This is a genomic window from Shewanella sp. AS16 (genome assembly GCF_021412365.1).
GTDB classification, from domain to species: domain Bacteria; phylum Pseudomonadota; class Gammaproteobacteria; order Enterobacterales; family Shewanellaceae; genus Shewanella; species Shewanella salipaludis.
Genome location: NZ_JAKCLK010000002.1, coordinates 709470 through 731513 on the forward strand (window position 1 = coordinate 709470; position 22044 = coordinate 731513).

The window sequence follows — 22044 nt, forward strand, 5'->3', positions numbered from 1 at the left end:
CTCCCATCCATGTCATCTAACTGTCATCAAAGCTTAATATCCTATCGCCAACTTCTGTGGCATGGACACTTATCAGATGAAAATTTCGACGCTTTCCCTCTCGGCTTCCGCCCTACTCTTGCTGCTGGCAGGCTCTCTGGCGGCCGTCGTGCTCTGGAGCAGTGACCAGCGTCAACAGATAGAAGCCCAGTCCCACATGCTGCAAGGGGTGCAGCAGGCGTTTCTGGTGGGGGTCCGCAGGGATCTCGATGCCTATCTGGCCAGCGGCAATGCCAGCCTGCTGGAACAGGCCAAGAATCGACTCAGCGACATAGATAGCCAACTGAGCGGCCTGCAGCAAGGGGACGCAACTGACTATGCCCGGGAAGTGCAGGCAAAACTGACGGCTCTGATAGCCGACCTGAATACCAAGTACCGCGCCGCCGGCAAGCTGGCGGGTAACCCCAGGCAGTTGCTGGCCCATGCCGAATCTGAAATGCTCGCCTATAACGCTCGCCTCGCCGACTATGCCGATCAGGGCCAGGCCCAAAACCCGGCGCTGGCACAGGAATACCGCCGACTCAGCCGCGCCCTGCCGCCCCTGGTCTATCAACTGTCGCAACTCACAGACGCTTACCTGATTGGCAAGGAGCAACAGCTCAAGGCCATGCTGGACAACACCATAGCCGAGCTGACGCAATGGCACGACAGCCTGGATGCCCTCGCGCTCATAGGCCTGTACCGCGAGGGGGAAGTGGATGAATTTGCCCTGGGGGATGCCGAAGCCGAGCAGATAGAAGTCGGCGAGGACGACAGGGCCGAGCTCCTCAGCCTGAGCCAGCGCTATGGCAAGGAAGTGAGCAACAGCCACAGGCTGATGGACAATAACCAACAGATCCAGCAGCAGCTGATCCAAGCCATAGCCGAGGTAGAACAGCAACTTATCGCCCTTGGACAGAGTCAGGCCGACAAGAACCAGGCGCTCAAGTCGGAGCTGCAACTCATACTCTATGGCATGGTGGCCATCATAGCCCTGTTCGCCGTCGTCTATCTGGTATTGCAGCAGCAGAGGGTAGTCACCCCGCTGCGACGTCTCAACCGCGCCTTCATGAAACTGAGCGAGTCCAACAGCCGCGAGCGCCTCACCATAGACAGGCGCTGTGAAACCGGGCAGATCGCCGGCCATTTCAATCAATTGCTGCAAAGGTTCGAAACCGAGGACGAGCAGCAACGCCAACAGATCACCAGGGTATCCCGCTCCCTGAGCCAGCTCGTGTCCAGGATAGATAGTATCTCCAGCAGCACGGAGCAGACCCAGACGATCGTCGATGTCGCCCAGGCGCAGACGGGACAAATCCGCACCCTGGCACTGGAAGTCAGCGCCACCTCGGCCCTGGTGGAACAGAGCGCCGCCCAAACCATGGCCCACATGCAACAGAGCCAGGCCGAAGCCGAGGCGGTGCTCGGCGCCACCGAAGAGACCCAGCGAGCCGTGATCGAGTGCCACTCGTCGCTGACCAGCCTGAGCACCTCGGTCACGGACGTGTCCAAGATCATAGACGTGATAGGCAATATCGCCGAGCAGACCAATCTGCTGGCACTAAACGCCGCCATCGAGGCTGCCCGCGCCGGGGAACAGGGCCGCGGCTTCGCCGTGGTCGCCGACGAAGTGCGCAACTTGTCCCAGCGCACCCAGGTTTCCCTGCAGGAGATTATGACCATACTCAATCGTCTGACCCAGTCGAACCAGGCACTGGAGCAGAGCATGGTGGGCATAGAAGAGGCCACCGACAGCCAGAAGGCCAGGGCCCAAAGCCTGTGGCAGATGGCCCAGGATGTCCAGGCCCAGGCCAGCGAGATGGCCACCACGGCCCAGCAGGGCTCGGCCAACGCCAGGGATCAGGTCAGCCACCTGGATGAGTTCACCTCGGCCATGGACAGCCTGAGGGAACACGCCAGCGGCGCCGCGGCGCAGACCCGGACCATAGCCAATGAAGTACAGCAGAGCGTCGAGGACATAGAGCTGAGCCTGGGGATAGACAAGCCGGCAACGGAGCGGACAATGCCAGAGGTTCAGGCCATCGGACAGCCGGGCGGCCCAAGCGCGGTCGCCAAACTCTCGCAACTGGTCGGCACGGTCAAGGCCGCCTAGTCGGGTTTAGCCAAGTTCCTGTGGGCCCGAGTCTGTGGGGCCCTGGGCCAAAAGAGTCGAAAGAGCCGGAATAGAGAATAGAGAGCAGAGAACAGAAACAACAACGGCGACCCGAGTCGCCGTTGACTATTTGCCTTGCCAGCCCTTACAGGCTCTGCAACACCACCTCTGCCTTGCTGACATCGAACGACTTGGGCGCCTCGACGTTCAGCTGAGTCACCACGCCATCTTCCACTATCATGGCATAGCGCTGTGAACGCACGCCGCCGAACGCTGCGGTATCCATCTCCAGCCCCAGCGCCTTGGTGAAACTGGCATCGCCATCGGCCAACATCATTATCTCGCCGGCGTTTTGCGCCTCACCCCAGGCCTTCATCACGAAGGCATCGTTGACCGCCACACAGGCGATGATATCCACGCCCTTGGCCTTGAACTCATCGGCCAACACCACATAGCCCGGCAGGTGTGCCTCTGAGCAGGTGGGAGTGAAGGCGCCGGGAACCGCGAACAGCACCACTTTCTTACCGGCGAACAGTTCGGTCACCTGATGGTTAACCATACCGTCTTTGGTGAGCTGAGCGAGCGTCGCCGCGGGTAATTTTTGACCTTGTGCAATCATGATCCAATCCTTAATTAGAGGTTCGAGGAAGCAGCAGACCTGCTCCTGGTATGAACCCAGAGTCTAGCCGCATTTGCGGCGAATAAACACGGAAAGAAACTAAGGCTTTGCCAAGGCGAATGAAATCCGGTTTCGCCTTGAGCCAGAGGCAAGGAGCCTAAGGTCAAAGCGTCCTGCTTGCTTCCGACCTCCCGCACTCTAGGGATCACAGGTATTGCTTCAGCAGAAAATGCCGTGCCGGACTTCCCTCAAAGCCGGGCACTGTCCCCACAGTGGCAAACCCCAGCTTCTGATAAAAACCGGGCGCCTGGACAGATAAGGTGTCCACCTGGGCTACGAGGCAGCCCCTGTTTCTGGCTTCTGCCTCTGCCCTCGCCATCAGCTTGCGGCCAAGCCCTGTGTTCCTCTGGTCTTTGGCTACCCAGGCCACCTCAATCAGAAAGTTTCTGTAGATAGTGCGCCCCGACACGCCGCCGATAAGGTTGCCATCCCGGTCTCTGGCAACCAAGGTCAGGGGTTGGGTCGTCTCTGTGCCCATCTGCTCATGGAGATGCTGCCGCCCCCCCTCGACCAGTGCATTGAGGACTGTGGGATCTGCTTCATTGATCACTTCCATATTCATGCGCAATTCTCCTTACCTGGCCAGACGTCGGCAAGTAGATGCAGCTCTGCAGGTGGTTTGGCCGCTGCCCGCCAGTAATGCCGGCCATCGTCGGTGCGTTTCAATAGCTTGTGGTTGCAGAGTTCGCGCCTGATCAGCGCAAAATCCGCAAAGCCAAGGAAACCCTTAATCACCTCATTGACTTCGGACTCACCGTAAGCTTGCTGGTACTGAAATCGGCACCAAAAGAACCACAGGCTAAGGTCCTGGATGGCGCGTTTAACAGGCCAGGCGCGCAGCATATAGTCTTGGGTCATGAAAGGCTTGAGTTTGCCGGGAATAGCGATTTCCAGTTGCTCCCGTTCGGCAGCGGCACCCGTGGCCTCTGTGGCCTGGCGTAGATCTTGGTAATTGGCATATCCGGCCGCCTTGGCGAGGATATTGAGCATATCGACGTGGGAGGGAAAGCTGTCACAGCTTTGGAGTTGCTTGCGCAAAGATTTAGCCAGCGCAGAAATATCGTCGCAGCTAAAAGGGATAATTTGTTTTGTCATAGTGGATACCCGTTATCAGGGTGCCTACACCTAAGTTGTCTGTTTGCCTCGCAAACAGAGCCACCGACCGCCGACTTATGACAAAGGCACACCCATAGCAAGTACCTGAATTTGATTTGTTTCAGCAGGTTTAGCTCCGCGGATTAAAACCGCGGCGGCGATGCCTGGGTGAACTGCCGACCGACGCTCATTATTAGCCATGCAAATTATAATGACAAGTCAAACGGGGAAGCCAAGCAGAGAGCAGCGGCTTAGCCGATAATGGCTTTGAGTTGAGAGTTATAGAACTGCTGGCTTTATCGCTACCTATCTCAAGGAGCCGAAGTATTTCTGCCTTAGGCAGCGTCTTCCCCATGGCACGCAGCGAGTCCATCCCTGGATGCTCTACGGCGAACTCCCTCTCGCCGAAGGCCATGAGTCTGACTCTGCCTGCGCCGATAGGCTCATGGATGACATCCAGGCGGTGGAAGTAAGGTTGGAGGACATGTCCTTCGAACATGGGGGAAGTTGCCATGCTATTGATTTTTTATCTTGGTCCTGAAAGTTTCTACTGTTGCCGTTCACTTTGCGGCGATCTGGTTTGACTCAAATGTGGTCATAGGATTTTTCTGGCAGGTGGCTCAAAATCGACTAGATTTTCTTAGCTGGCCATTAACTAAAGGAGAAAGACTATGGCGTTCAACCCAAGCACGGACAAAATTGCGATAACAATCACAGAGTTTACCCTCAAGAAAAGTGCCGATGGCATCTTTGGAAAATACAATGAACCCTATATTGTTTCATTGGCGATAGACGAGCATGGTTCCAATAACCCCAAAATCGACTTTAATATTATGCCGTTTCCCAAGGTGGCCGTTGGCGGCAAAGTGAAGATGCTCGGTGATGGCCATCTGCTCTATGGGCCAAAGAACCCAGGTCAATTTGTCGCCTTATCTGTACTGATAATGGAAAGTGACAGCGACATGCAGGAACTTGGGGGGAGAATTGCCGAGATTGTTGACAGTAAAGCGGTTGAACTTGGCGTAGGCGCCATAGTTTCTGCCAATCCAGGTTCTGCCGCGATTCTGGGCATTTTGAAAGAACTCACCCAGTTGGTAGCCGGGGAGCTGAAGCAAAACAAAGACGACGAATTGTACAGAATAGAGGGAACTTTCCTGCGGGATCATCAAGTACCCTATCACGTGAACAGGGCGTATACCGGCCTGGGGAATGACTACATAGACCTCACAATGCAAATTATTCCCCTCGAACATCCCAATGGAGAGGGACCTGTGACAAAAGTCGTTGCTCTGTAGCTGCGCACCCTGCAACGCACTCTAATGGGCTCGGTCGACTCGAGGTTGACCGGCCTGCTCCACTAGTAAATCAGGCCAATCATCGAAGATCTGAGATCTATGCCTTGTCAGCCATTTCCCGATAAGGTAACTTGCCGACACTTGAACGCAAACCGTAAGCGCATTATATTATTGATTTATATTTGGTTTGTTGTTAATTGTTCACGGGACGGCTATTTACGTAATAAGTTGGCACTCGGGCATGTTCAACGCTTGGGATAAGGTCGCGACTGCACACAGTCTGTCCTTATTTGTTATACAGCAGGTTCGGTAAATAGCTCTTTGATTCCTAGCTCTAGCTCATTAATAACTTCAAAGAGTTTCTCAAAATCTGATTCAGTAAATGCAGAGCTTTCTCGACGCCTTTCTTGAATTGTTTTCTCTAATAAATGGTCACAATACTGCCAATATTCAGATTTTTCTTGCTCTTTATTTCTTTGAAAGGTTACATATTTAGAATCCTCCCCATTTTCTTGAGGAACAAAGTAAATGGAGTTAGTAAGATTAGCCAAACCATCATCTGCAGTTAGTAACCAACAATCTTGCATCTTCCCATCTATATATGTGTTCTGCTGTCCAGCAGCAATACGATAATAAACAATGTCTCTCGCAGCATTTAAACTCCTTGCTAGTAGTTTCTCAGAAGAGTTTCCGCCCTTTTTAAAATTATCTTTAATCTTCTTACAATAAGCTCTGAACTTTACATCTTTAACTTCATCAGTATTGAAAAATACATATTTCGCTGCTTCTACTTCCACTGCACCTATTATATCGGCTTTTTCTGCTAAAAAGCTCAACAGATTATAGAACTGCTCTTCTGGTGATACTTTCTGTCTAGACCGACTTATCAATTGAGTCTTAACAATTGTCAAATATGTAATAGCATTTACATATCTATCTCCAACAGATAGTTCTTCAAACTGTACGACATTTTCTTTCTCAATTTTTGTCTTAATTGCACCAGGGTGATCTATGTAATCTCGACAGTAACGCTCCAGAAAAGTTTCATATGAATTATATAGTTCTCTTACATATGATGCTTCAGCCTCATTTAATGCAAAACCAGGTGAAAGACAAAGCCCCCGTACATTGTTTAACGTTTTCACGAGATCTTTTAATCCAGATTCGTTGAGAGTGATTTCACCTTTCACAACTTGATTCATTTTTGAAAGTATATTCAGATCAATAATTACTGCCGTCTCAACACTATTCATAGCATTTTTTAACACTTTAGATTTTTTAAGATCTGGGCTTTTGCGAGTAAGTCTTGCTGGCTTAATGAAAACTGGGCTAAATGCCATATATGTACTCCATTATTACTGTATAGACATAATGATTCCCTGTGCAGGTGTCGGCCTCCGTGTTTTCTCGTGGGTTAGCAAAACCAGAGCCACACTGTTTGTTGCCATTTGCAAAAATAGATAGGCAAACATTCACAGGAGGGTGACATGTCTAAAGCTAACACACTTTTAATCGGTTTGGACGTACACAAGGACACTGTTGATGTTGCTCTGGTTTTAGATAAATTAACCGACGCGGTGCATTCTTTTTAGCAAAGATCATGTTACAAGGTCAACCGCCGACACTTACTTGTCAAAAGCACTTCACCAGGGTGTCCTTGCCGGCTTTTTTAATGTCCGGCACTGACACCTTTGTACCTATTGACAGGGGACGCCTCGCTCACCTGAACATACTGCGGAGAGCGTTTTTGTGTGAAAATGGAGCGCAGCGACAGACACAAAAACGAACGTAGCAGTATGTGTCTGTGTGCAGCGGTTTGTTATGCTATTTGTAATTGTTCGGTAGATATTGTTTACCTGCCAACCATAAAAATATATCTAGTTGCCTCAGAGTATATGAATTGACATTGTAAAAATCTCTAAGGGCTTCGATCACACTTATGAATGCTGGGTATGATTTTAGATCTCCGTTTTTAAACTCACTAAACTTATCCACTTTTCTGTAGTATCTTAGCATTTTATCTACATACGAATCGTAAATTGGAAATTCATCTGGCATATGGTGACTACAGTACTTTGATGCGAAAGAATAAAACTTTCTAACCTTTTCTCCTGTATTAACCGATGCTATGTCATTGACCAATGTTCGATCGCCGGATTTCAATTTAGCATCTATATTGAGCTTCAAAATATGCTTTGCAACTTTGTATGTATCGTAAATATTGGTACTGTAGAAATCATTTAACGCACTGACTTTTAAAAGAACACTTTCAATATCACTATTCTCTGGACAGTGAACATGGAAAAGCTTACCAAGCGAACTCTCCTGTAGAGTATATTTCTCCAACGTATCCCATTCCTTCAAATACTTGGATATTGATTTATCACATGGTTTCGGAATAGTACTCATTCGCCCCCCCCTAAAGACATAACATTTTACTATGCCCATACAGGGGCAGACTCTGCTTGATAAAAATCCACTTCAACACCGTATCTTTGTAAAAAAGCAAGAGCATTTGCTTTAGTTCTTGTATTGGGTTCAGTGTTTTCGTTGCCGTATATGCTTACAAAAATCTTCGACACCCGGCTTGACTTAATTTGATTGAAAATGTGTTTATCATTTTCATCCATTGAATGCCCGTGAATGAAAAGTGTTCCACTCAAATCACCTAATGCTTGATAGCAGTAATTTAGATACGGATTATGATCGATTCTCTGCTTTTTCTTTTGATATGTAGGTTCAGATACAAACAAGGGGAAATTTCCTGCATTTAAATTATTTCTAACTTGTTCAATGATAGTTATTCCGTCATCGGTGCAAGCATGCTTCTTTATATAAGAACCAGTGTCGTAGATATGCAAGCCACCATGCAAAAAGTGAACTTCTTGGTTGGTGCCATATCCTTCCCAGCACCTCTGTGCTCTAAACCCATCATCAGTCGAATAGTTCTCTGGAGCGAGGTTGTATTTATTTCTTGCCCAATAGAATAAGAGATCATAATTTATTGAGAAAATTTTATTGAACTGAGACAAAAACGTTCGTACTGCAACATATTGGTTGTCTTCAACCTCACCAGGAAGGTCGGGATGAGTACTTGAGATGGCTGTGATAAGGGATTCTTTGAGTACTTCCTTATCCGACACGATGTTCTGGATTAATTCTTCACCTGCACCGTACGCATTCAAAACGGCTTCCGCTGCAACCAGCTGCTTCATGATCAATTCGAAGTCATATGTGCCAAGATTTTCAAATAGCGGCCGGATTACCCTTTCTCTATCACCAAAATCTGCCGCTTCAAGTAAGTTTGCATAGTTAAAAATTGCAGCATCCCAAGCTTGAGAGAACCCGTTCGCAAGCAATATGGATGGTTTTTCATCTTCATCCAAAGTGTCAATAGCTTCCTGAAATGTGAGCACGCTCTATATCTCCTTGAGGGCCTAAACATAATAATGGGCAAAAAGTTGTTGACTAAAATGTTGAGAAACGAAAACAGCCAACTGTTTTTTGTCCTTACTAATTAGTTTGTTATATGGTATCCACTACAAGCTGACCGTCTATGAACTTACTCTTGCATGAGTTACACAAATGCTCAACATTTGAGCTTGAGCCTCGCAGACTATTTGCATAATTTTCACTAACATCCTTTGAATCACATATTGGACATTTCACTTTTATATATTGACAAATAAGCTTAATGAGAAAACAAGAGCCTAAGCAGCCAACAATAAAACCAATGAAAACATAAAGGAGAACATTGAACAAGCAACCAATTAGAATAGCCAAAAATACTGGTAAAAATAGACTAACTAAAATTAGAGACAACCTAAAAGCTTCCGCTCTCTTTAATGCTGGATAATAACTCATCAGAACCACATAACGATTAAGTTAACAGGCGGCCAAAAGTGTAGTGGTCAACCTTTTTTGGCCACGGTTTTATACGCAAGCCAGAACCTTCTCTCCGACTCACTTGGTGTCAGGCCACCATTATATTGATGCGGCCTGACCTGGCTGTAATATCCAACGATATATTGCGTGATTGATGCTTTAGCTTCACTAAAGCATGTGTAGCCTGATGAGGGCACCCATTCTGTTTTTAAACTTCTGAAGAAGCGCTCCATCGGCGCGTTATCCCAACAATTACCTCGTCGACTTAAGCTCTGTTTTATTTGGTAGCGCCAGAGTAGTTGACGATATTGACGACTCGTATAGTGACAGCCTTGATCGCTATGAAACATGAGTCCTTTGGGTTTTCCTCGTGACTCAAATGCCATTGATAATGCCTTTCCAGTTAAGCTTGTGTCAGGCGAAAACGACATCGCCCAACCTATCGCCTTGCGAGCAAACAGGTCGATAACAACGGCCAAATAGGCCCACCGGGCACCAGTCCAAATGTAGGTAACATCCCCACACCACACTTGATTAGGCTCAGTGACTTGGAACTGGCGAGCCAAGTGGTTGGGTATTTCAACATGTTCTCGGTCAGCTTTCTTATAAGCATGCTTTGGCTGCTGGCAACTGACTAGCCCTAACTGTTTCATCAGCTTACTCGCGCGATAACGACTCAAGTTTATCCCTTTAGCCGTCACTATCTCTGCAACGCTTCTCGCCCCCGCAGAGCCATTGCTCGCTGCATGGGCTTCCCGTATCAGACTTTGTAATTTTACCTTCTCTGGTGAAATGGCTTTTGGACGACTGCGCCAATACTTATAGCTACTTCGGTGAAGCCCGAACACTTCACAGATGCGTTTTACCGTATGGCTCTGCTTGAGCTTCTCGACTAACGAGAACTGTTCAGGGAGTCTGACATCAAGAGAGCGGTAGCCTTTTTTAGGATGGCATTATGCTCCTCGAGGCGATCAATTTTCTTCTTCAGCTCACGAATTTCAATTTGTTCTGGCGTCATTGGCGTGGCTTTGGGTGAGCTCCCCATACGTTCTTGCTTGAGCTGTCTAACCCACTTTTCCATGCCTGATTTACTCACGCCCATGGCTTTAGCAGCGTCCATTACTGAGTAGTTTTGGTCAACGACCAGTTGTGCTGCCTCGAGTCGAAACTCCAGGCTGTATGTTGGTCTGGTTTTCTTTGTCATTGTGTCACCTGTTTAAATACAGAAGTGATGATATCACCTCTAATCAGGTGGCCAAATTTAGTATGCCACTACAACAGTTGCATGGCTGTGCCTGTTATCTCAATTATGACTTACAAATGGTTCAGTCAACTTACTGGTATTTATGATTTTATTCAATGAAATTTTTAGCAAGGCGTGCGCAGACTGATGGCAAAGCGTGCCTGTTTTTTTGAAGATTTCGGGGACGACCACACCTTATCCTATGGGTGGCCGGATTTCCTTGCTGAGAGGGAGCAGATTTCCAGCCTTTCATGTCTGTTGACACTTTGCCAAAAGCACAAAGCACAAACATGCTGGCGTTAGGCTCTTTTTCGAAAAGTGTACCATACTTCAGACTCAGTCTGCGGAGTAAGTGCCATGAAGCCCTTCACTATTATTGCCATTGTCGTATTTGCATGCGTTACGGTTCTGCAGTTCATTCGTTTTGTACTGGGGTGGCCAATCTTAATTAACGGGGTCGCGGTGCCGTTATGGGCGAGTGCCATTGTATCCGTGTTTTCTGCCCTGCTTGCCGTCATGCTTTGGCGCGAAAATCGTCGTTAGTCCCATTGATCTCAAACTGCATGCAACCCGGCTCCCCGGATTGCGCCAATGGGAACAGGTACAAGTGCAGCGGCGAGGGCACTATTGCGCCTGTGACCTTCCGAGGAATGGGCGAATATCGCGAAGCGATAAGCTTATGAGCGTGAGGCAGAATAGACGAGCTGGGAGTGAAGCATATGGACGTGCTTCGCCGAGGCAGAGCTTACAGGGACCCCTTCTTTCAAGATAGTGCAGCGTGTCACCTACGTGGCAGTGCTTCTGTTGTCCTTGCCGTCAGCCGATATAGGCCCATTCTCTTTGTGCTATTTCAGCGCACCACCAGGGTCTGGAACCTGGCGATTTCGATTGTGGAATCCCAATAATCCGGCGGCCAGCCGCCCTTGTATTTCAGCGCCTGCAGGAAAGTCTCTGGCTCGGGTAAGGCGTCCCAGACCGAGGGCAGGAACAGCGCCCTGCGGCCGTATTGGTGCAGCAACAGGCCGTCGATTCCTGGCCTGAGGGTGGCGAGCAGCGCCTGTTCCCCCAGGTTTTCAAGCGGCTGCAACGCCGACAAGATGGAGATTTCAACGCTCAAGTGCTTGAGCTCGTGTTTTCTGAGCGGCGGGAAACGGCGATCCTCGAAGGCGCTGCCATAGGCATGTTCGCAGGCGTCCTGCCAGAGCTGGGTATCGGCCTGGGTGCTGCCGATGCAGCCCCTGAGCTCGCCCTTGTGGTGCAGGGTCACGAAGGTCGCCGCCGGCTGCAACAGGGCCGGCGATTCTGGCGCCGGCGGCAGCACTAATCGCCTGCTCCCGTCTTGCGCCAGCGCGCTGTGCAGCACCCGCCACACCAGGGATTTCAATTCCTCACGCGCCTCTGGCCCGAGTTCAAACCATGGCGAAGCTGGCATAGCCTACCACCCTGGTTTTGTCCCGGCTGACATCGCCCGAATTGCCGCTTTTAATCAGGGTCATCTTGTTATGGTGCCTGCGGCAAAAACTCAGCAAGCCGTTGATGCCGTAACAGCCACAGGCATCCTGGGGTTGCAGGCTGGGCTTGAGTGCCAGTATTTTTGCGATACTCTCGCCATCGAGCCGCCGCGCCTCGGCGTCGCTATGGTAGTGACTGAGATCGCTGCTGATGATGAAGCGCGTCCCGGCATCGGCAGCGAAGATATCCAATATCCCGGCGATGATCTCCGGCCGGCAATGCCCAACGACCAGGGGAACTATCTGAAAGTCCGCCAAGAGGTATTGCAGAAATGGCAGTTGCACCTCAAGGGAGTGTTCCCACTGATGGGCCTGGTCCAGCACACCAACCAGCCCGGCTTCCAGCAGCTGCTGACAAGCCTGGCGATCTACGCCAATATCGCCCAGTGGCGTGGAAAAAAACTGGTGACTGCTGATGGCGCAGCCCTCGAAGCCTACCCTGTGACTGGGGCCGAGCAACAGGACCCGCTCTATGCCCCCCATCTCAGGGCCGCGTAGACTGGCGTAGCCGGCGGCGGCAATCTCGCCTGAGTAACAATAACCTGCATGGGGAACGATCAGCGCCTTGGGCGCCTCGGCAGCTGTCTCTGCCTTGGTGCCCGCGAATAGGCTCGCCAGCGTCGCCTTTAGCTCATCTGGCTCCTCAGGGTAAAAACTGCCCGAGACCACGGGAAGTCGGTATTTCATGCTCACCTCGGCCTGTGAATTACTATACTTAAAGCCTAGATGTTGATCGAAAGAATTGTCATGAAAACCGTACCACCCGAGTATTTCCCGACGCGTTACTGGCATAAACATGAGGATGGCCGGGTCACCTGTGATCTCTGCCCCCATCACTGCACTCTCAGAGAAGGCAAGCGCGGCAGCTGCTTCGTGCGCATGCACCATCAGGGGGAAATAGTGCTGACCACCTATGGCCGCTCGTCGGGATTTTGTATCGATCCCATAGAAAAGAAACCCCTCAACCATTTCCATCCGGGGTCCAGCGTGCTGTCCTTCGGCACCGCGGGTTGCAACCTGAGCTGCGGCTTTTGCCAGAACTGGGATATCAGCAAGTCACGGCACATCGACACCCTGTGCGATACCGCCATGCCGCAGGATCTGGTGAAGATGGCCAGGCAGAGTGGCTGCGACAGCATAGCCTTCACCTATAACGATCCCGTGATCTTCCTCGAATATGCCGTCGATGTCGCCCAGGCCGCCCACGAGCAAGGCATCAAGGCGGTGGCTGTGACCGCAGGTTACATATGTGATGAGCCACGCATCGACTTCTTTCGCCACATGGATGCCGCCAACGTGGATCTCAAGGGCTTCACCCAGGAGTTCTACCACAAGAATTGTCACGGCCACCTGCAGCCTGTGCTCGACACCCTCAAATACCTGAAGCATGAGACCCAGGTGTGGTTCGAAATCACTACCCTACTGATCCCGGGAGAGAACGACAGCGAGGCAGAACTCAATAATATGTGCCAGTGGTTAGCGGAGAATATCGGCCCGGACGTACCGCTGCATTTTTCGGCCTTCCATCCGGACTTCAAAATGCTGGACAAGGCGCCGACGCCGCTCAACACCTTGTTGCGGGCGCGCAAGATAGCCCTGGATCATGGCCTGCACTACGTCTATTGCGGCAATGTATTCGATGTACGCTCGGACAGCACCTACTGCCCCAACTGCAAGGCCATGGTGATAGAGAGAAACTGGTATCAGCTGGGTGAATACCATCTGGATGACAATGGCCATTGTAACTATTGCCGCCATGCCGTTGCCGGGGTGTTCGAGGGCCCACCCGGACACTTCGGCCGGCGGCGCATTCCTGTGCGCATCGGCGCCTGATAGCGGACTCGGCTCTCGGCTCATGGCTGCCTTGACCTGGACCTTGATTAAGTCATCGAAGCTGTGCTTCTCGGTTGCTATCGCGGTACCTGACTCGGGCCTCGGCTCATGGCTGTCGCTATCGGCTCATGGCTGCCTTGACGTACACATCGAAGCGGTTCTTCTTGGTTGCTATCACAGTGCTGGGTTTGACGCCGTCGAGATCTTCGGCATAGTCGGGGCGTTTGACCACCACCCTCTTGCCGGCCAGCGCCAATGCCGGCGCCAGCAGGCCGTCGGCATCGAGATCCGCGCCCACCAACGACTGGAACAACCGCATCTCCTTCTTCACCAGCGCCGACTTGTCCCTGTGGGGATACATGGGATCCAGATAGACCACGTCAACGGCTTCGCCCATCTGTGCCAACGCCTCCAGGCTGGAGCCGTGAAACAGACGCATGCGCTCCCGCATCCAGGCACCTATCTCTGCATCTTGGTAGGCACGGCGCAGGCCGTCTTCCAGCAAGGCCGCCACCACAGGATGGCGCTCGACCATAGTCACAGTACAGCCCAGGCTGGCGAGCACGAAGGCGTCACGGCCGAGGCCGGCGGTGCCATCGACCACGCTGGGGTTGACGCCCTGCTTGAGGCCCACCGCCTTGGCGATGGACTGGCCGCGGCCGCCACCGAACTTGCGCCTATGGGCGACGGCGCCGGAGACGAAATCCACCACTATGCCGTCCAGCTTGGGCTCATCGCGCTTATGCAGGCTAAGGACATCCTGCTCGAACCTCAGTTCGAAAGCGGCGTCGGCATCCAGGCTTAACTGCCAGCGCCGACATATGTCGGCCAGGGTGGGATACTCGGGATTGAAAAAAATCTGGGTGTGGATCGACATCACTAAGTGTCTGCTGTCAAAAATGGCCTGGGGCCATTATGCCAAAAGCCGGCGACACTGAATACCGCGCCGCGAGTGCTATTTGGTTGCCGCTTGGCCGGGCTTGAGCCGGCATGCCAGCCTGAGCCATGGAAAGGGCAATTTACCCGCCAGCCCATAGTCCCTATAATTGCCACACTCATGCGGGTAATGCCCGCCATCCACCTGGACATTCAGATGCTAAGTTATCGTCACGGTTATCACGCGGGCAACTATGCCGACGTGCTCAAACACGCCATTTTGCTGCAAACCCTCAAGTTACTGCATAAGAAAGATAAACCTCTGGTGTATATAGATACCCATGCGGGGGCGGGTGGCTATGCGCTGACGGATGAGTTTGCCCAGAAGACGGGGGAATACCTCGAAGGCGTCGCCAAGTTATGGAATGAACCGGACTTGCCCGAGTCGCTCAAGGACTACCTGGCGGCGGTGAAGCACTTCAACGGCGGCGAAGAGGAGTTGAGCCTGTATCCGGGCTCGCCGGCACTGGTGGACATGGAGCTGAGGGAAAAAGATCGCATGGTGCTGCACGAGCTGCATGGCACAGACTATTTGCTGCTGGACGAATATTTCAGCGGCGACAAACAGGTCAAGGTGATCAAGGGCGACGGCCTCAAGGGGCTGATCGCCGCCGTGCCGCCATTGGAGCGTCGTGGCCTGGTGCTGATCGACCCTAGTTATGAGATCAAAACAGACTACCAGGATGTGGCCCAGGCCATCATCAAGGCCCACAAGCGCTTCGCCACCGGGGTGTTTATGCTCTGGTATCCGGTGGTCGACCGCGCCCAGACGGAATCCATGCTGTCACTGCTGGCCCGGAGCGGCATCAAGCGTCAACTGAGGATAGAACAGGCCCTGGAGGCCGACAGTGACGAGTTCGGCATGACCGCCGCCGGTCTGTGGGTGATAAATCCGCCATGGCAGCTGGATGAGATTGCCACCGAAATGCTGGCCTGCCTGCAAACCAAGCTGGGGCGCCAGGGCGGCAAGGTCAGCGTAAAATGGGAAGTGGGAGAATAGCCAGACTGGCGCTGCCCACCGCACGCCCCTAGGTCGCTAACTTGCGGTAGCGCTGCAACAAGATCTGCACCCGCTCCACATAGGCCAGGGTCTCTGGATATGGCGGCACGCCCCGATATTGGCGCACCGCGGTTGGGCCTGCGTTGTAGGCGGCGCAGGCCAGTGCTATGTCGCCGTCGAACTGCCGCAACAGCTTAGCCAGATAGCGGCTGCCCCCCTGAATATTCTGCTCCGGCTGAAAGGCGTCCTTCACCCCCATAGCCTCGGCCGTCGCCGGCATCAATTGCATCAACCCCATGGCCCCGGTGCGTGAGAGGGCCCTGGTGTCGAATGCCGACTCGGCATGGATCACCGCCCGTATGAGTGCCGCCTCCAGCTTGTTGCTGCGGGCAGCACGCGCTATCGCCTGGCGGTAGTCGTTGCCGAACAGGCGAATGTTATGCCAGTCGAGCCGTGAATCCGGCTTGCAGGCGAAACAGTCATACAGGAGCAAACTGTAGTCACCGTCCCCGGGCGGCGTGTCGCTGAAGACCATAGGACCGTCGCCGTGCCGGTATTGGTAAACCTTGATCTTTTGCCGTGCCGACGTGTCGGCCTTGGCGGGGGAGTCACTCGCCTTGGCGGGCAAGCTGGCCGCTAAGGCGCACAGGAGAATGCAGGCACACAGGCGGGCAAATGCGCTGCCCTGCCGCAACCTGAAACGGGTATCACCTGCTGCTGAGATGGTAAGAGTCACTCCGTACCTCTGGGATAAGGATCTCTGGGATAGGGATCTCTGGACTATGGGCCGTACTCGCGGCCCATAGCGGGCGTATTAACCCATGCACAAACGCCTTCACTAATTGATGAAGTCGCCCGCATCCAAGGCGGTGCTCGGCGCATCTTCGGCTTCATAGTAGGGCAATACCTTGACCCCGGCCACCGAGGCTATGATGGAGCCGGGAAAGATGCCGACCGCAGTGTTGAATTCGGATACCGCCGAGTTATAGAAACGCCGGGCGGCCGCCAGCGGCTCTTCGACTTCCTGATAGGCCTGAATGGCTTCCAACATCCGGTTGTCGGATTGCAATTCCGGGTAATTGTCCATGTCGGCAAGCAGCTGCGCCAACCTGGTATTGAGTCGCTGGACCAGCTCCAGATGCAAGCTGATCTCCTCCGTCTGGGTCTGATCGTAGGCTCTGGACAACAGGGTCTCCAGCTCTGCAACATCCTCGAGCAGGAGCCGCTCCTCCTTCATGCTGCCAGAGGCTATCTCGAGCATCGCCGGCAAACGGGCGCCGCGGTTTTTAAGCTGGACATCTATGGCGGACAGGGCTTCCCTGGCGATGTCGCGCTTCTTTATCAGGCTCACATACCAGAGGCAGGCAATGATTAGCGCCAGGGCTAAAACCAACAACAGACCTTCCATCAATAATCCCTTAGTTCAGTGACACTCGTTATTGTTATTTTTAGTGTGAAACAGCGACACAGCTAAACATAAATCGGCAACAATTTCACCTTTCGGCGATAAAATGTCCAGTGTCCGGGCCGCAGGCCAATGCTGGTCAGATCACATCTTAGCCGGGTTATCCGCCGCTATTTCGGCATCTTATGTCGGAAAATCCTGACTTTCCCCGCCAGAACGGGCTAACCTCATCCAGAAGCAAACTCATCGAGGTTTTCGGCCGAACATTTTGTATGCAAAAATAAATAATCATTTATTTCATCTAATTACAGGATATTTATCAGTGGTATTATTTGAGCGTAAAACAATAAAATAAAGAAATAACCCGAGTTATCTCTTGGATAGTCTAATGAAATCGCCCTCTGATGCTGATTATTATTGCAATCAGACATAAATAACAATCCAGCCGGATTGTGTGAATGCAGGAAATCCTCAAGCCGGCGGCAACCTTGTCGCCGCCAATAAAAAACCCGGCGAGGCCGCCGGGTTTATTGGTGTTGAGTGCCGGAGCAACCCGGCAGTTAACCTGGAACCAAATCAAGCACTTAATCAGGTACTATGACTGTGTCCTGTTCCTTCACTATCTTCTCTCGCTTGCTGAACATATGTTCTACGACCACGAAGAAGGTAGGGATGAAGAAGATCCCCAGGAAGGTCGAGCTCATCATGCCGCCCAATACCCCTGTGCCTATGGCGTTCTGACCACCCGAGCCGACACCCGTGCTGATGGCCAAGGGCAGCACCCCCAAACCAAACGCCAGCGAGGTCATGAGGATGGGACGCAAACGCACCCGTACCGCATGCAGGGTCGCCTCTATCAGACCTGCGCCTCTGTCGTAGTATCCCTTGGCAAACTCGACGATAAGAATGGCATTCTTGGTCGCCAAGCCTACCGTGGTCAGCAGACCCACCTGGAAGAAGACGTCATTCGGCAAGCCACGGCCATTCATCGCCAGCAAGGCCCCGATAACCCCCAGGGGCACCACCAGGACCACAGACAAGGGCACGGACCAGCTCTCATACAGGGCCGCCAATACCAGGAAGACCACCAGCACGGACAAGGCATACAAGCCGGGCGCCTGATTGCCCGATAGTCTTTCCTCGTAGGACAGGCCGCTCCACTCTATGCCGAAGCCGGGTGGCAACTGCTTGGCCAGGTCTTCCATCAGTACCATGGCATCACCTGTGCTGAACCCGGGCGCCGTCGCCCCCTGGATGTTCATCGCCGACAGGCCGTTGAAGCGCTCCAGTCGCGGCGAACCGAACTCCCAGCTTCCGCTGGCGAATGCCGAGAAGGGCACCATCTCACCCTGGTTGTTGCGCACATACCAGGCATCCAGATCGTCCGGCTGCATGCGGAATTCTGCGTCGCCCTGGACATACACCCGCTTCACCCTGCCTCTGTCGATGAAGTCATTCACATAGGAGCCACCCCAGGCCGTGGCCAGGACGTTGTTGACATCCGAGATGTTCACCCCCAAGGCGCGTACCTTGGCGTGATCTATGTGCAACTGGTAGGCAGGCGCATCTTCCTGACCGTTGGGTCGCACCCCGACCAGGTTGGGATTTTGTGCCGCCAGACCGAGCAACTGGTTGCGGGCCTGCAGCAACTTGTCATGCCCCTGGCCATTCTTATCCTGCAGGTAGAGGTTGAAGCCATTGGCCGTGCCCAAGGTGATCACCGACGGCGGCACGAAGGCAAACACGAAGGCTTCCTTGAGTTGGGAGAAGGCCCCCATGGCACGCCCGGCGATGGACTGGACATCCGTTCCCGGCGCGTGTCGCTCGGACCAGTCCTTGAGGCTGACAAAGGCGATCCCCATGTTCTGGCCATTACCGGCGAAACTGAAGCCGGCGACACTGAACACAGAGTTGACACTCTCGTCCTTGAGGAAATGATCCGACACCTTGTCCAGCACTTTCATGGTGCTTTCCTGGGTGGCGTTGGTCGGCAATATGGCCTGGGTGAACAATATGCCTTGATCTTCGTCCGGCAGGAAGGCGGTCGGCATGCGCAGGAAGATCCAGGCGACGGCGACAACCAGTGCCAGATACAGGCTCATGACCCGCAGCGAACGCTTCAGCAGTTTGGCGACACTGGACTGATAGCGGGAGGTCATATTGTTGAAGTTACGGTTAAACCAACCGAAGAAACCCGTGTCTGCCTGGGCATGTCCCTTGGGCAAGGGCTTGAGCATGGTCGCACACAGGGCCGGCGTCAGGATCAAGGCCACCAACACGGACAGGCCCATGGCCGAGACTATGGTGATGGAGAATTGACGATAGATGACCCCGGTCGAGCCAGACATGAAGGCCATGGGCACGAATACCGCCGACAGGGTCAGGCCTATGCCCACCAGGGCGCCGGTGATCTGATCCATGGACTTGCGGGTCGCCTCCAACGGACTGAGACCTTCCTCGGCCATGATACGTTCGACGTTTTCCACCACCACGATGGCATCATCCACCAGCAAGCCTATGGCCAGCACCATGGCGAACATGGTCAGGGTATTGATGGAGTAACCTGCGACCGACAGGATAGCAAAGGTACCGAGCAGCACCACGGGCACGGCTATGGTGGGGATCAAGGTGGCCCTGAGGTTCTGCAGGAACAGGTACATGATCACGAACACCAGGACTATGGCTTCGAGCAGGGTATGTACCACGCCTTCGATGGACTTCTCGACGAAGGGGGTGGTGTCGTAGGGATAGACTACGTTCAGCCCGGCGGGGAAGAAAGGCTCCATCTCGGCTATCTTGGCGCGAATGGCTTCGGCGGTCGCCAGCGCATTGGCCCCGGTCGCCAGCTGGATCGCCAGGCCGGTTGCGGGTTTGCCGTTGTAATAGGACACCACAGAGTAGCTTTCCGCCCCCAGCTCGACCCGTGCCACATCGCCCAGGTACACCTTGGCGCCCGACGTCTCGGACTTGATGATGATCTGCTTGAATTCATCCGCCGTCTGCAGCCGGCTCTGGGCCGAGACGGTCGCATTCAACTCCTGTCCTTGCACCGCAGGGGCCCCACCCAACTGGCCGGCCGAAACCTGGGCATTCTGCTCGCGAATGGCCGCTACCACGTCCTGGCTGGTCAGATTGTATTGGGTCAACTTCAGCGGCTCGAGCCAGATACGCATGGCGTATTTGGCGCCGAACAGGGTAATGTCACCGACTCCAGGGACCCGGCTCATGGGATCCTGAACATTGGAGCCGACATAATCCGCGATATCGTTCCTGTCCATGGAACCATCGTTGGACACGAAGCCCAGCACCATGAGGAAACCTGCGCTGGACTTGCTGACCCGGACGCCCTGGGACTGAACTTCCTGGGGCAACAAGGGCATAGCCAGCTGCAGCTTATTCTGCACTTGTACCTGGGCAATGTCGGCATCCGCCTCGGCATTGAAGGTCAGAGTGATCTGGGCATTACCGAAGCTGTCGCTGGTCGAGTTGATATAGCGCAGATGATCCAGACCTGTCATGCGCTGCTCTATCACCTGAGTCACCGAGTCCTCGAGCGTCTTGGCCGAAGCCCCCGGATAGTTGGCGCTGATCACCACGGTTGGCGGCGCTATGCTGGGATACTGGGACACGGGCAGGCCATTGATGGCCAGGACACCCGTGAGCATTATTATGATGGCGATCACCCAAGCGAAGATAGGGTGATCGATGAAGAAACGTGCCATAGATCCGCCCCGTTAGTCTGCTTGGTTTGCCGAAAGGGTTTTGGTCGTGACCTGAGCGCCGGGACGTATCTTTTGCAGCCCCTCGACGATCAATGTCTCACCCGCTGTCATGCCTTCTGTGATACGCCACTGATGATCTATCACCTCGGCCGTCTTCACTACCCTGGACTCTACCTGACCCTGTCCATTCACCAACATGGCCACCGCCTGGCCCTTGGCATTGCGTGTGATAGCCTTCTGCGGCACCAGAATGGCGGCGGGATCTGTGCCGACATTCACCAGGGCGCGCACATACATGCCGGGCAACAGGATACCCTCAGGATTGGGGAACTCGGCCCTGATGATCACTGTGCCTGTGCCCTCGTCGACGCTCACCTCGGAGAAACGCAACTTGCCCTGTTGCCCGTAATGGCTGCCATCTTCGAGTATCAGCTCGACGCTGGCATTGTCATCCGCCTGTAACTTGCCTTGCCTCAGCCTGGCTTTCAGACTCAGGAGCTGGGCGCTGGATTGCACTATATCGACATTGATGGGGTCCAGCTGCTGGATGGTCGCCAGGGCCTGGCCCTGATTCGCCGTCACCAGGGCACCTGCGGTGACGCTGGACTTGCCGATACGCCCGGAAATGGGCGCCAACACTTGGGTGTATTGCAGGTTGATCTTGGCCGTGTTGATCGCCGCGTCGGCAACAGTCACATTGGCCAGACTCTCCTGGTAGGCGGCCTGGGCCTCATCGAAATCCTGCTGACTGATGGCCTTGGTCTTCACCAGTTCGGTATAACGCTTCGCCCTGGCCTTGGCCGATGCCAACGACGCCACCGCCCTGGCCTTCTGCGCCTCGGCACTCACCAACGCCGCCTGGTAAGTCGCGGGATCTATCTGATACAGGGACTCGCCCTGCTCTACCTGGCCCCCCTCGGTGAAACTGCGCTTGGTGATGATACCGCTGACCTGGGGCCGGACTTCGGCCTCGAGAAAGGCGCGACTGCGGCCCGGCAACTCCACCTGGAGTGCCTGGGGCTGAGCGACGACATTCATGGTACCCACTTCCATGGGGGCCGGACCCTGGGCCGAGGCTTGATCCGCGCTGGGTTTGCAGCCGCCGACCCATAAGCCCAAACCTATAATAGAGGCAACTTTCAATACATGCCGCATGTGAACTCCTGTCTATGTCTGTCGCGCACCGAGCCGAAAAACCTTTTCAACTCCTGGATGTGCAGAACGCTATTTAACCAATTTCCGATATCCTGCTTTTATCTCACACCCTAAGGTAATCAACAAGAAAGGTCGGCATTGAAATTGTAAACTA

Annotated in this window: 19 protein-coding genes; 5 read left to right on the forward strand and 14 right to left on the reverse strand. The window is 53.4% G+C overall.

Annotated features, from left to right (window positions below; genetic code table 11):
* Positions 1 to 76: 76 nt before the first annotated feature.
* Positions 77 to 2131, forward strand: a complete 2055-nt coding sequence (locus tag LZP73_RS07885) for a methyl-accepting chemotaxis protein (protein WP_234233986.1) — start codon at positions 77 to 79, stop codon at positions 2129 to 2131.
* Positions 2132 to 2276: 145 nt separating this feature from the next.
* On the opposite strand, the gene LZP73_RS07890 is transcribed toward LZP73_RS07885, so the two are convergent.
* From LZP73_RS07890 to LZP73_RS07900, 3 genes are all read right to left on the reverse strand, one after another.
* On the reverse strand, positions 2277 to 2750 hold the full coding sequence (locus LZP73_RS07890; RefSeq protein WP_169563691.1) for a peroxiredoxin: 474 nt from the start codon (positions 2748 to 2750) through the stop codon (positions 2277 to 2279).
* A gap of 205 nt (positions 2751 to 2955) precedes the next feature.
* Complete coding sequence (locus LZP73_RS07895) at positions 2956 to 3372, reverse strand: GNAT family N-acetyltransferase (RefSeq protein ID WP_234233988.1); 417 nt, start codon at positions 3370 to 3372, stop codon at positions 2956 to 2958.
* On the reverse strand, positions 3369 to 3905 hold the full coding sequence (locus tag LZP73_RS07900; protein ID WP_234233990.1) for a DUF2087 domain-containing protein: 537 nt from the start codon (positions 3903 to 3905) through the stop codon (positions 3369 to 3371). Before LZP73_RS07900 ends, LZP73_RS07895 begins: the two co-directional genes overlap by 4 nt.
* Positions 3906 to 4576: 671 nt before the next feature.
* On the opposite strand from LZP73_RS07900, the gene LZP73_RS07905 reads away from it, so the two are divergent.
* Entirely contained in the window at positions 4577 to 5200 is a 624-nt protein-coding gene (locus LZP73_RS07905) for a hypothetical protein (RefSeq protein WP_234233993.1), read from the forward strand.
* Positions 5201 to 5493: 293 nt separating this feature from the next.
* Here LZP73_RS07905 and LZP73_RS07910 read toward each other — a convergent pair whose 3' ends face one another.
* From LZP73_RS07910 to LZP73_RS07925, 4 genes are all read right to left on the reverse strand, one after another.
* Positions 5494 to 6540, reverse strand: coding sequence for a hypothetical protein (locus LZP73_RS07910; protein ID WP_234233994.1), 1047 nt, complete (start codon positions 6538 to 6540; stop codon positions 5494 to 5496).
* Between the two features lie 484 nt (positions 6541 to 7024).
* Positions 7025 to 7609 carry a hypothetical protein gene (locus LZP73_RS07915; RefSeq protein ID WP_234233996.1) on the reverse strand — a complete coding sequence of 195 codons (585 nt, stop codon included), beginning with the start codon at positions 7607 to 7609 and terminating at the stop codon, positions 7025 to 7027.
* Between the two features lie 29 nt (positions 7610 to 7638).
* Positions 7639 to 8616: a DUF4917 family protein gene (locus tag LZP73_RS07920; RefSeq protein WP_234233998.1), complete on the reverse strand. Its 978-nt coding sequence runs from the start codon at positions 8614 to 8616 to the stop codon at positions 7639 to 7641.
* A gap of 495 nt (positions 8617 to 9111) precedes the next feature.
* Positions 9112 to 10289, reverse strand: a protein-coding gene (locus LZP73_RS07925; protein ID WP_442800720.1) for an IS3 family transposase whose coding sequence is annotated in 2 segments (ribosomal slippage) — positions 9112 to 10031 and positions 10031 to 10289 — 1179 coding nt in all. Because the reading frame shifts where the segments join, the coding sequence is not laid out codon by codon here.
* Positions 10290 to 10685: 396 nt separating this feature from the next.
* On the opposite strand from LZP73_RS07925, the gene LZP73_RS07930 reads away from it, so the two are divergent.
* Positions 10686 to 10871, forward strand: coding sequence for a hypothetical protein (locus LZP73_RS07930; protein ID WP_234234000.1), 186 nt, complete (start codon positions 10686 to 10688; stop codon positions 10869 to 10871).
* Positions 10872 to 11178: 307 nt separating this feature from the next.
* Here the strand turns inward: LZP73_RS07930 and amrA are convergent, their stop codons facing one another.
* Together amrA and amrB are read right to left on the reverse strand one after the other, a co-directional pair.
* Entirely contained in the window at positions 11179 to 11760 is a 582-nt protein-coding gene (gene amrA / locus LZP73_RS07935) for an AmmeMemoRadiSam system protein A (protein WP_234234001.1), read from the reverse strand.
* The gene (gene amrB, locus LZP73_RS07940; RefSeq protein ID WP_234234002.1) at positions 11738 to 12526 is read right to left on the reverse strand and encodes an AmmeMemoRadiSam system protein B; all 789 of its coding nucleotides are present in this window, start codon (positions 12524 to 12526) and stop codon (positions 11738 to 11740) included. Before amrB ends, amrA begins: the two co-directional genes overlap by 23 nt.
* Before the next feature lie 60 nt (positions 12527 to 12586).
* On the opposite strand from amrB, the gene amrS reads away from it, so the two are divergent.
* A complete protein-coding gene (gene amrS, locus LZP73_RS07945) occupies positions 12587 to 13672 on the forward strand; it encodes an AmmeMemoRadiSam system radical SAM enzyme (protein ID WP_234234003.1) in 1086 nt (361 codons plus the stop codon).
* Positions 13673 to 13790: 118 nt separating this feature from the next.
* On the opposite strand, the gene LZP73_RS07950 is transcribed toward amrS, so the two are convergent.
* Positions 13791 to 14549 carry a class I SAM-dependent methyltransferase gene (locus tag LZP73_RS07950; RefSeq protein ID WP_234234266.1) on the reverse strand — a complete coding sequence of 253 codons (759 nt, stop codon included), beginning with the start codon at positions 14547 to 14549 and terminating at the stop codon, positions 13791 to 13793.
* Positions 14550 to 14765: 216 nt separating this feature from the next.
* Here LZP73_RS07950 and LZP73_RS07955 point away from each other — a divergent pair, with 216 nt between their 5' ends.
* Positions 14766 to 15608 carry a 23S rRNA (adenine(2030)-N(6))-methyltransferase RlmJ gene (locus LZP73_RS07955; RefSeq protein WP_234234004.1) on the forward strand — a complete coding sequence of 281 codons (843 nt, stop codon included), beginning with the start codon at positions 14766 to 14768 and terminating at the stop codon, positions 15606 to 15608.
* 28 nt (positions 15609 to 15636) lie between these two features.
* Here the strand turns inward: LZP73_RS07955 and LZP73_RS07960 are convergent, their stop codons facing one another.
* The 4 genes from LZP73_RS07960 to LZP73_RS07975 all read right to left on the reverse strand — a co-directional run bounded on the left by LZP73_RS07960 (position 15637) and on the right by LZP73_RS07975 (position 21890).
* Positions 15637 to 16236 (reverse strand): lytic transglycosylase domain-containing protein, encoded by a 600-nt coding sequence (locus LZP73_RS07960; RefSeq protein WP_234234268.1) that lies wholly within the window; start codon positions 16234 to 16236, stop codon positions 15637 to 15639.
* 210 nt (positions 16237 to 16446) lie between these two features.
* Entirely contained in the window at positions 16447 to 17016 is a 570-nt protein-coding gene (locus LZP73_RS07965; RefSeq protein WP_234234005.1) for a LemA family protein, read from the reverse strand.
* A gap of 581 nt (positions 17017 to 17597) precedes the next feature.
* Positions 17598 to 20735 carry an efflux RND transporter permease subunit gene (locus tag LZP73_RS07970; RefSeq protein WP_234234007.1) on the reverse strand — a complete coding sequence of 1046 codons (3138 nt, stop codon included), beginning with the start codon at positions 20733 to 20735 and terminating at the stop codon, positions 17598 to 17600.
* 12 nt (positions 20736 to 20747) lie between these two features.
* On the reverse strand, positions 20748 to 21890 hold the full coding sequence (locus tag LZP73_RS07975) for an efflux RND transporter periplasmic adaptor subunit (RefSeq protein WP_234234009.1): 1143 nt from the start codon (positions 21888 to 21890) through the stop codon (positions 20748 to 20750).
* Between the last annotated feature and the right edge of the window lie 154 nt (positions 21891 to 22044).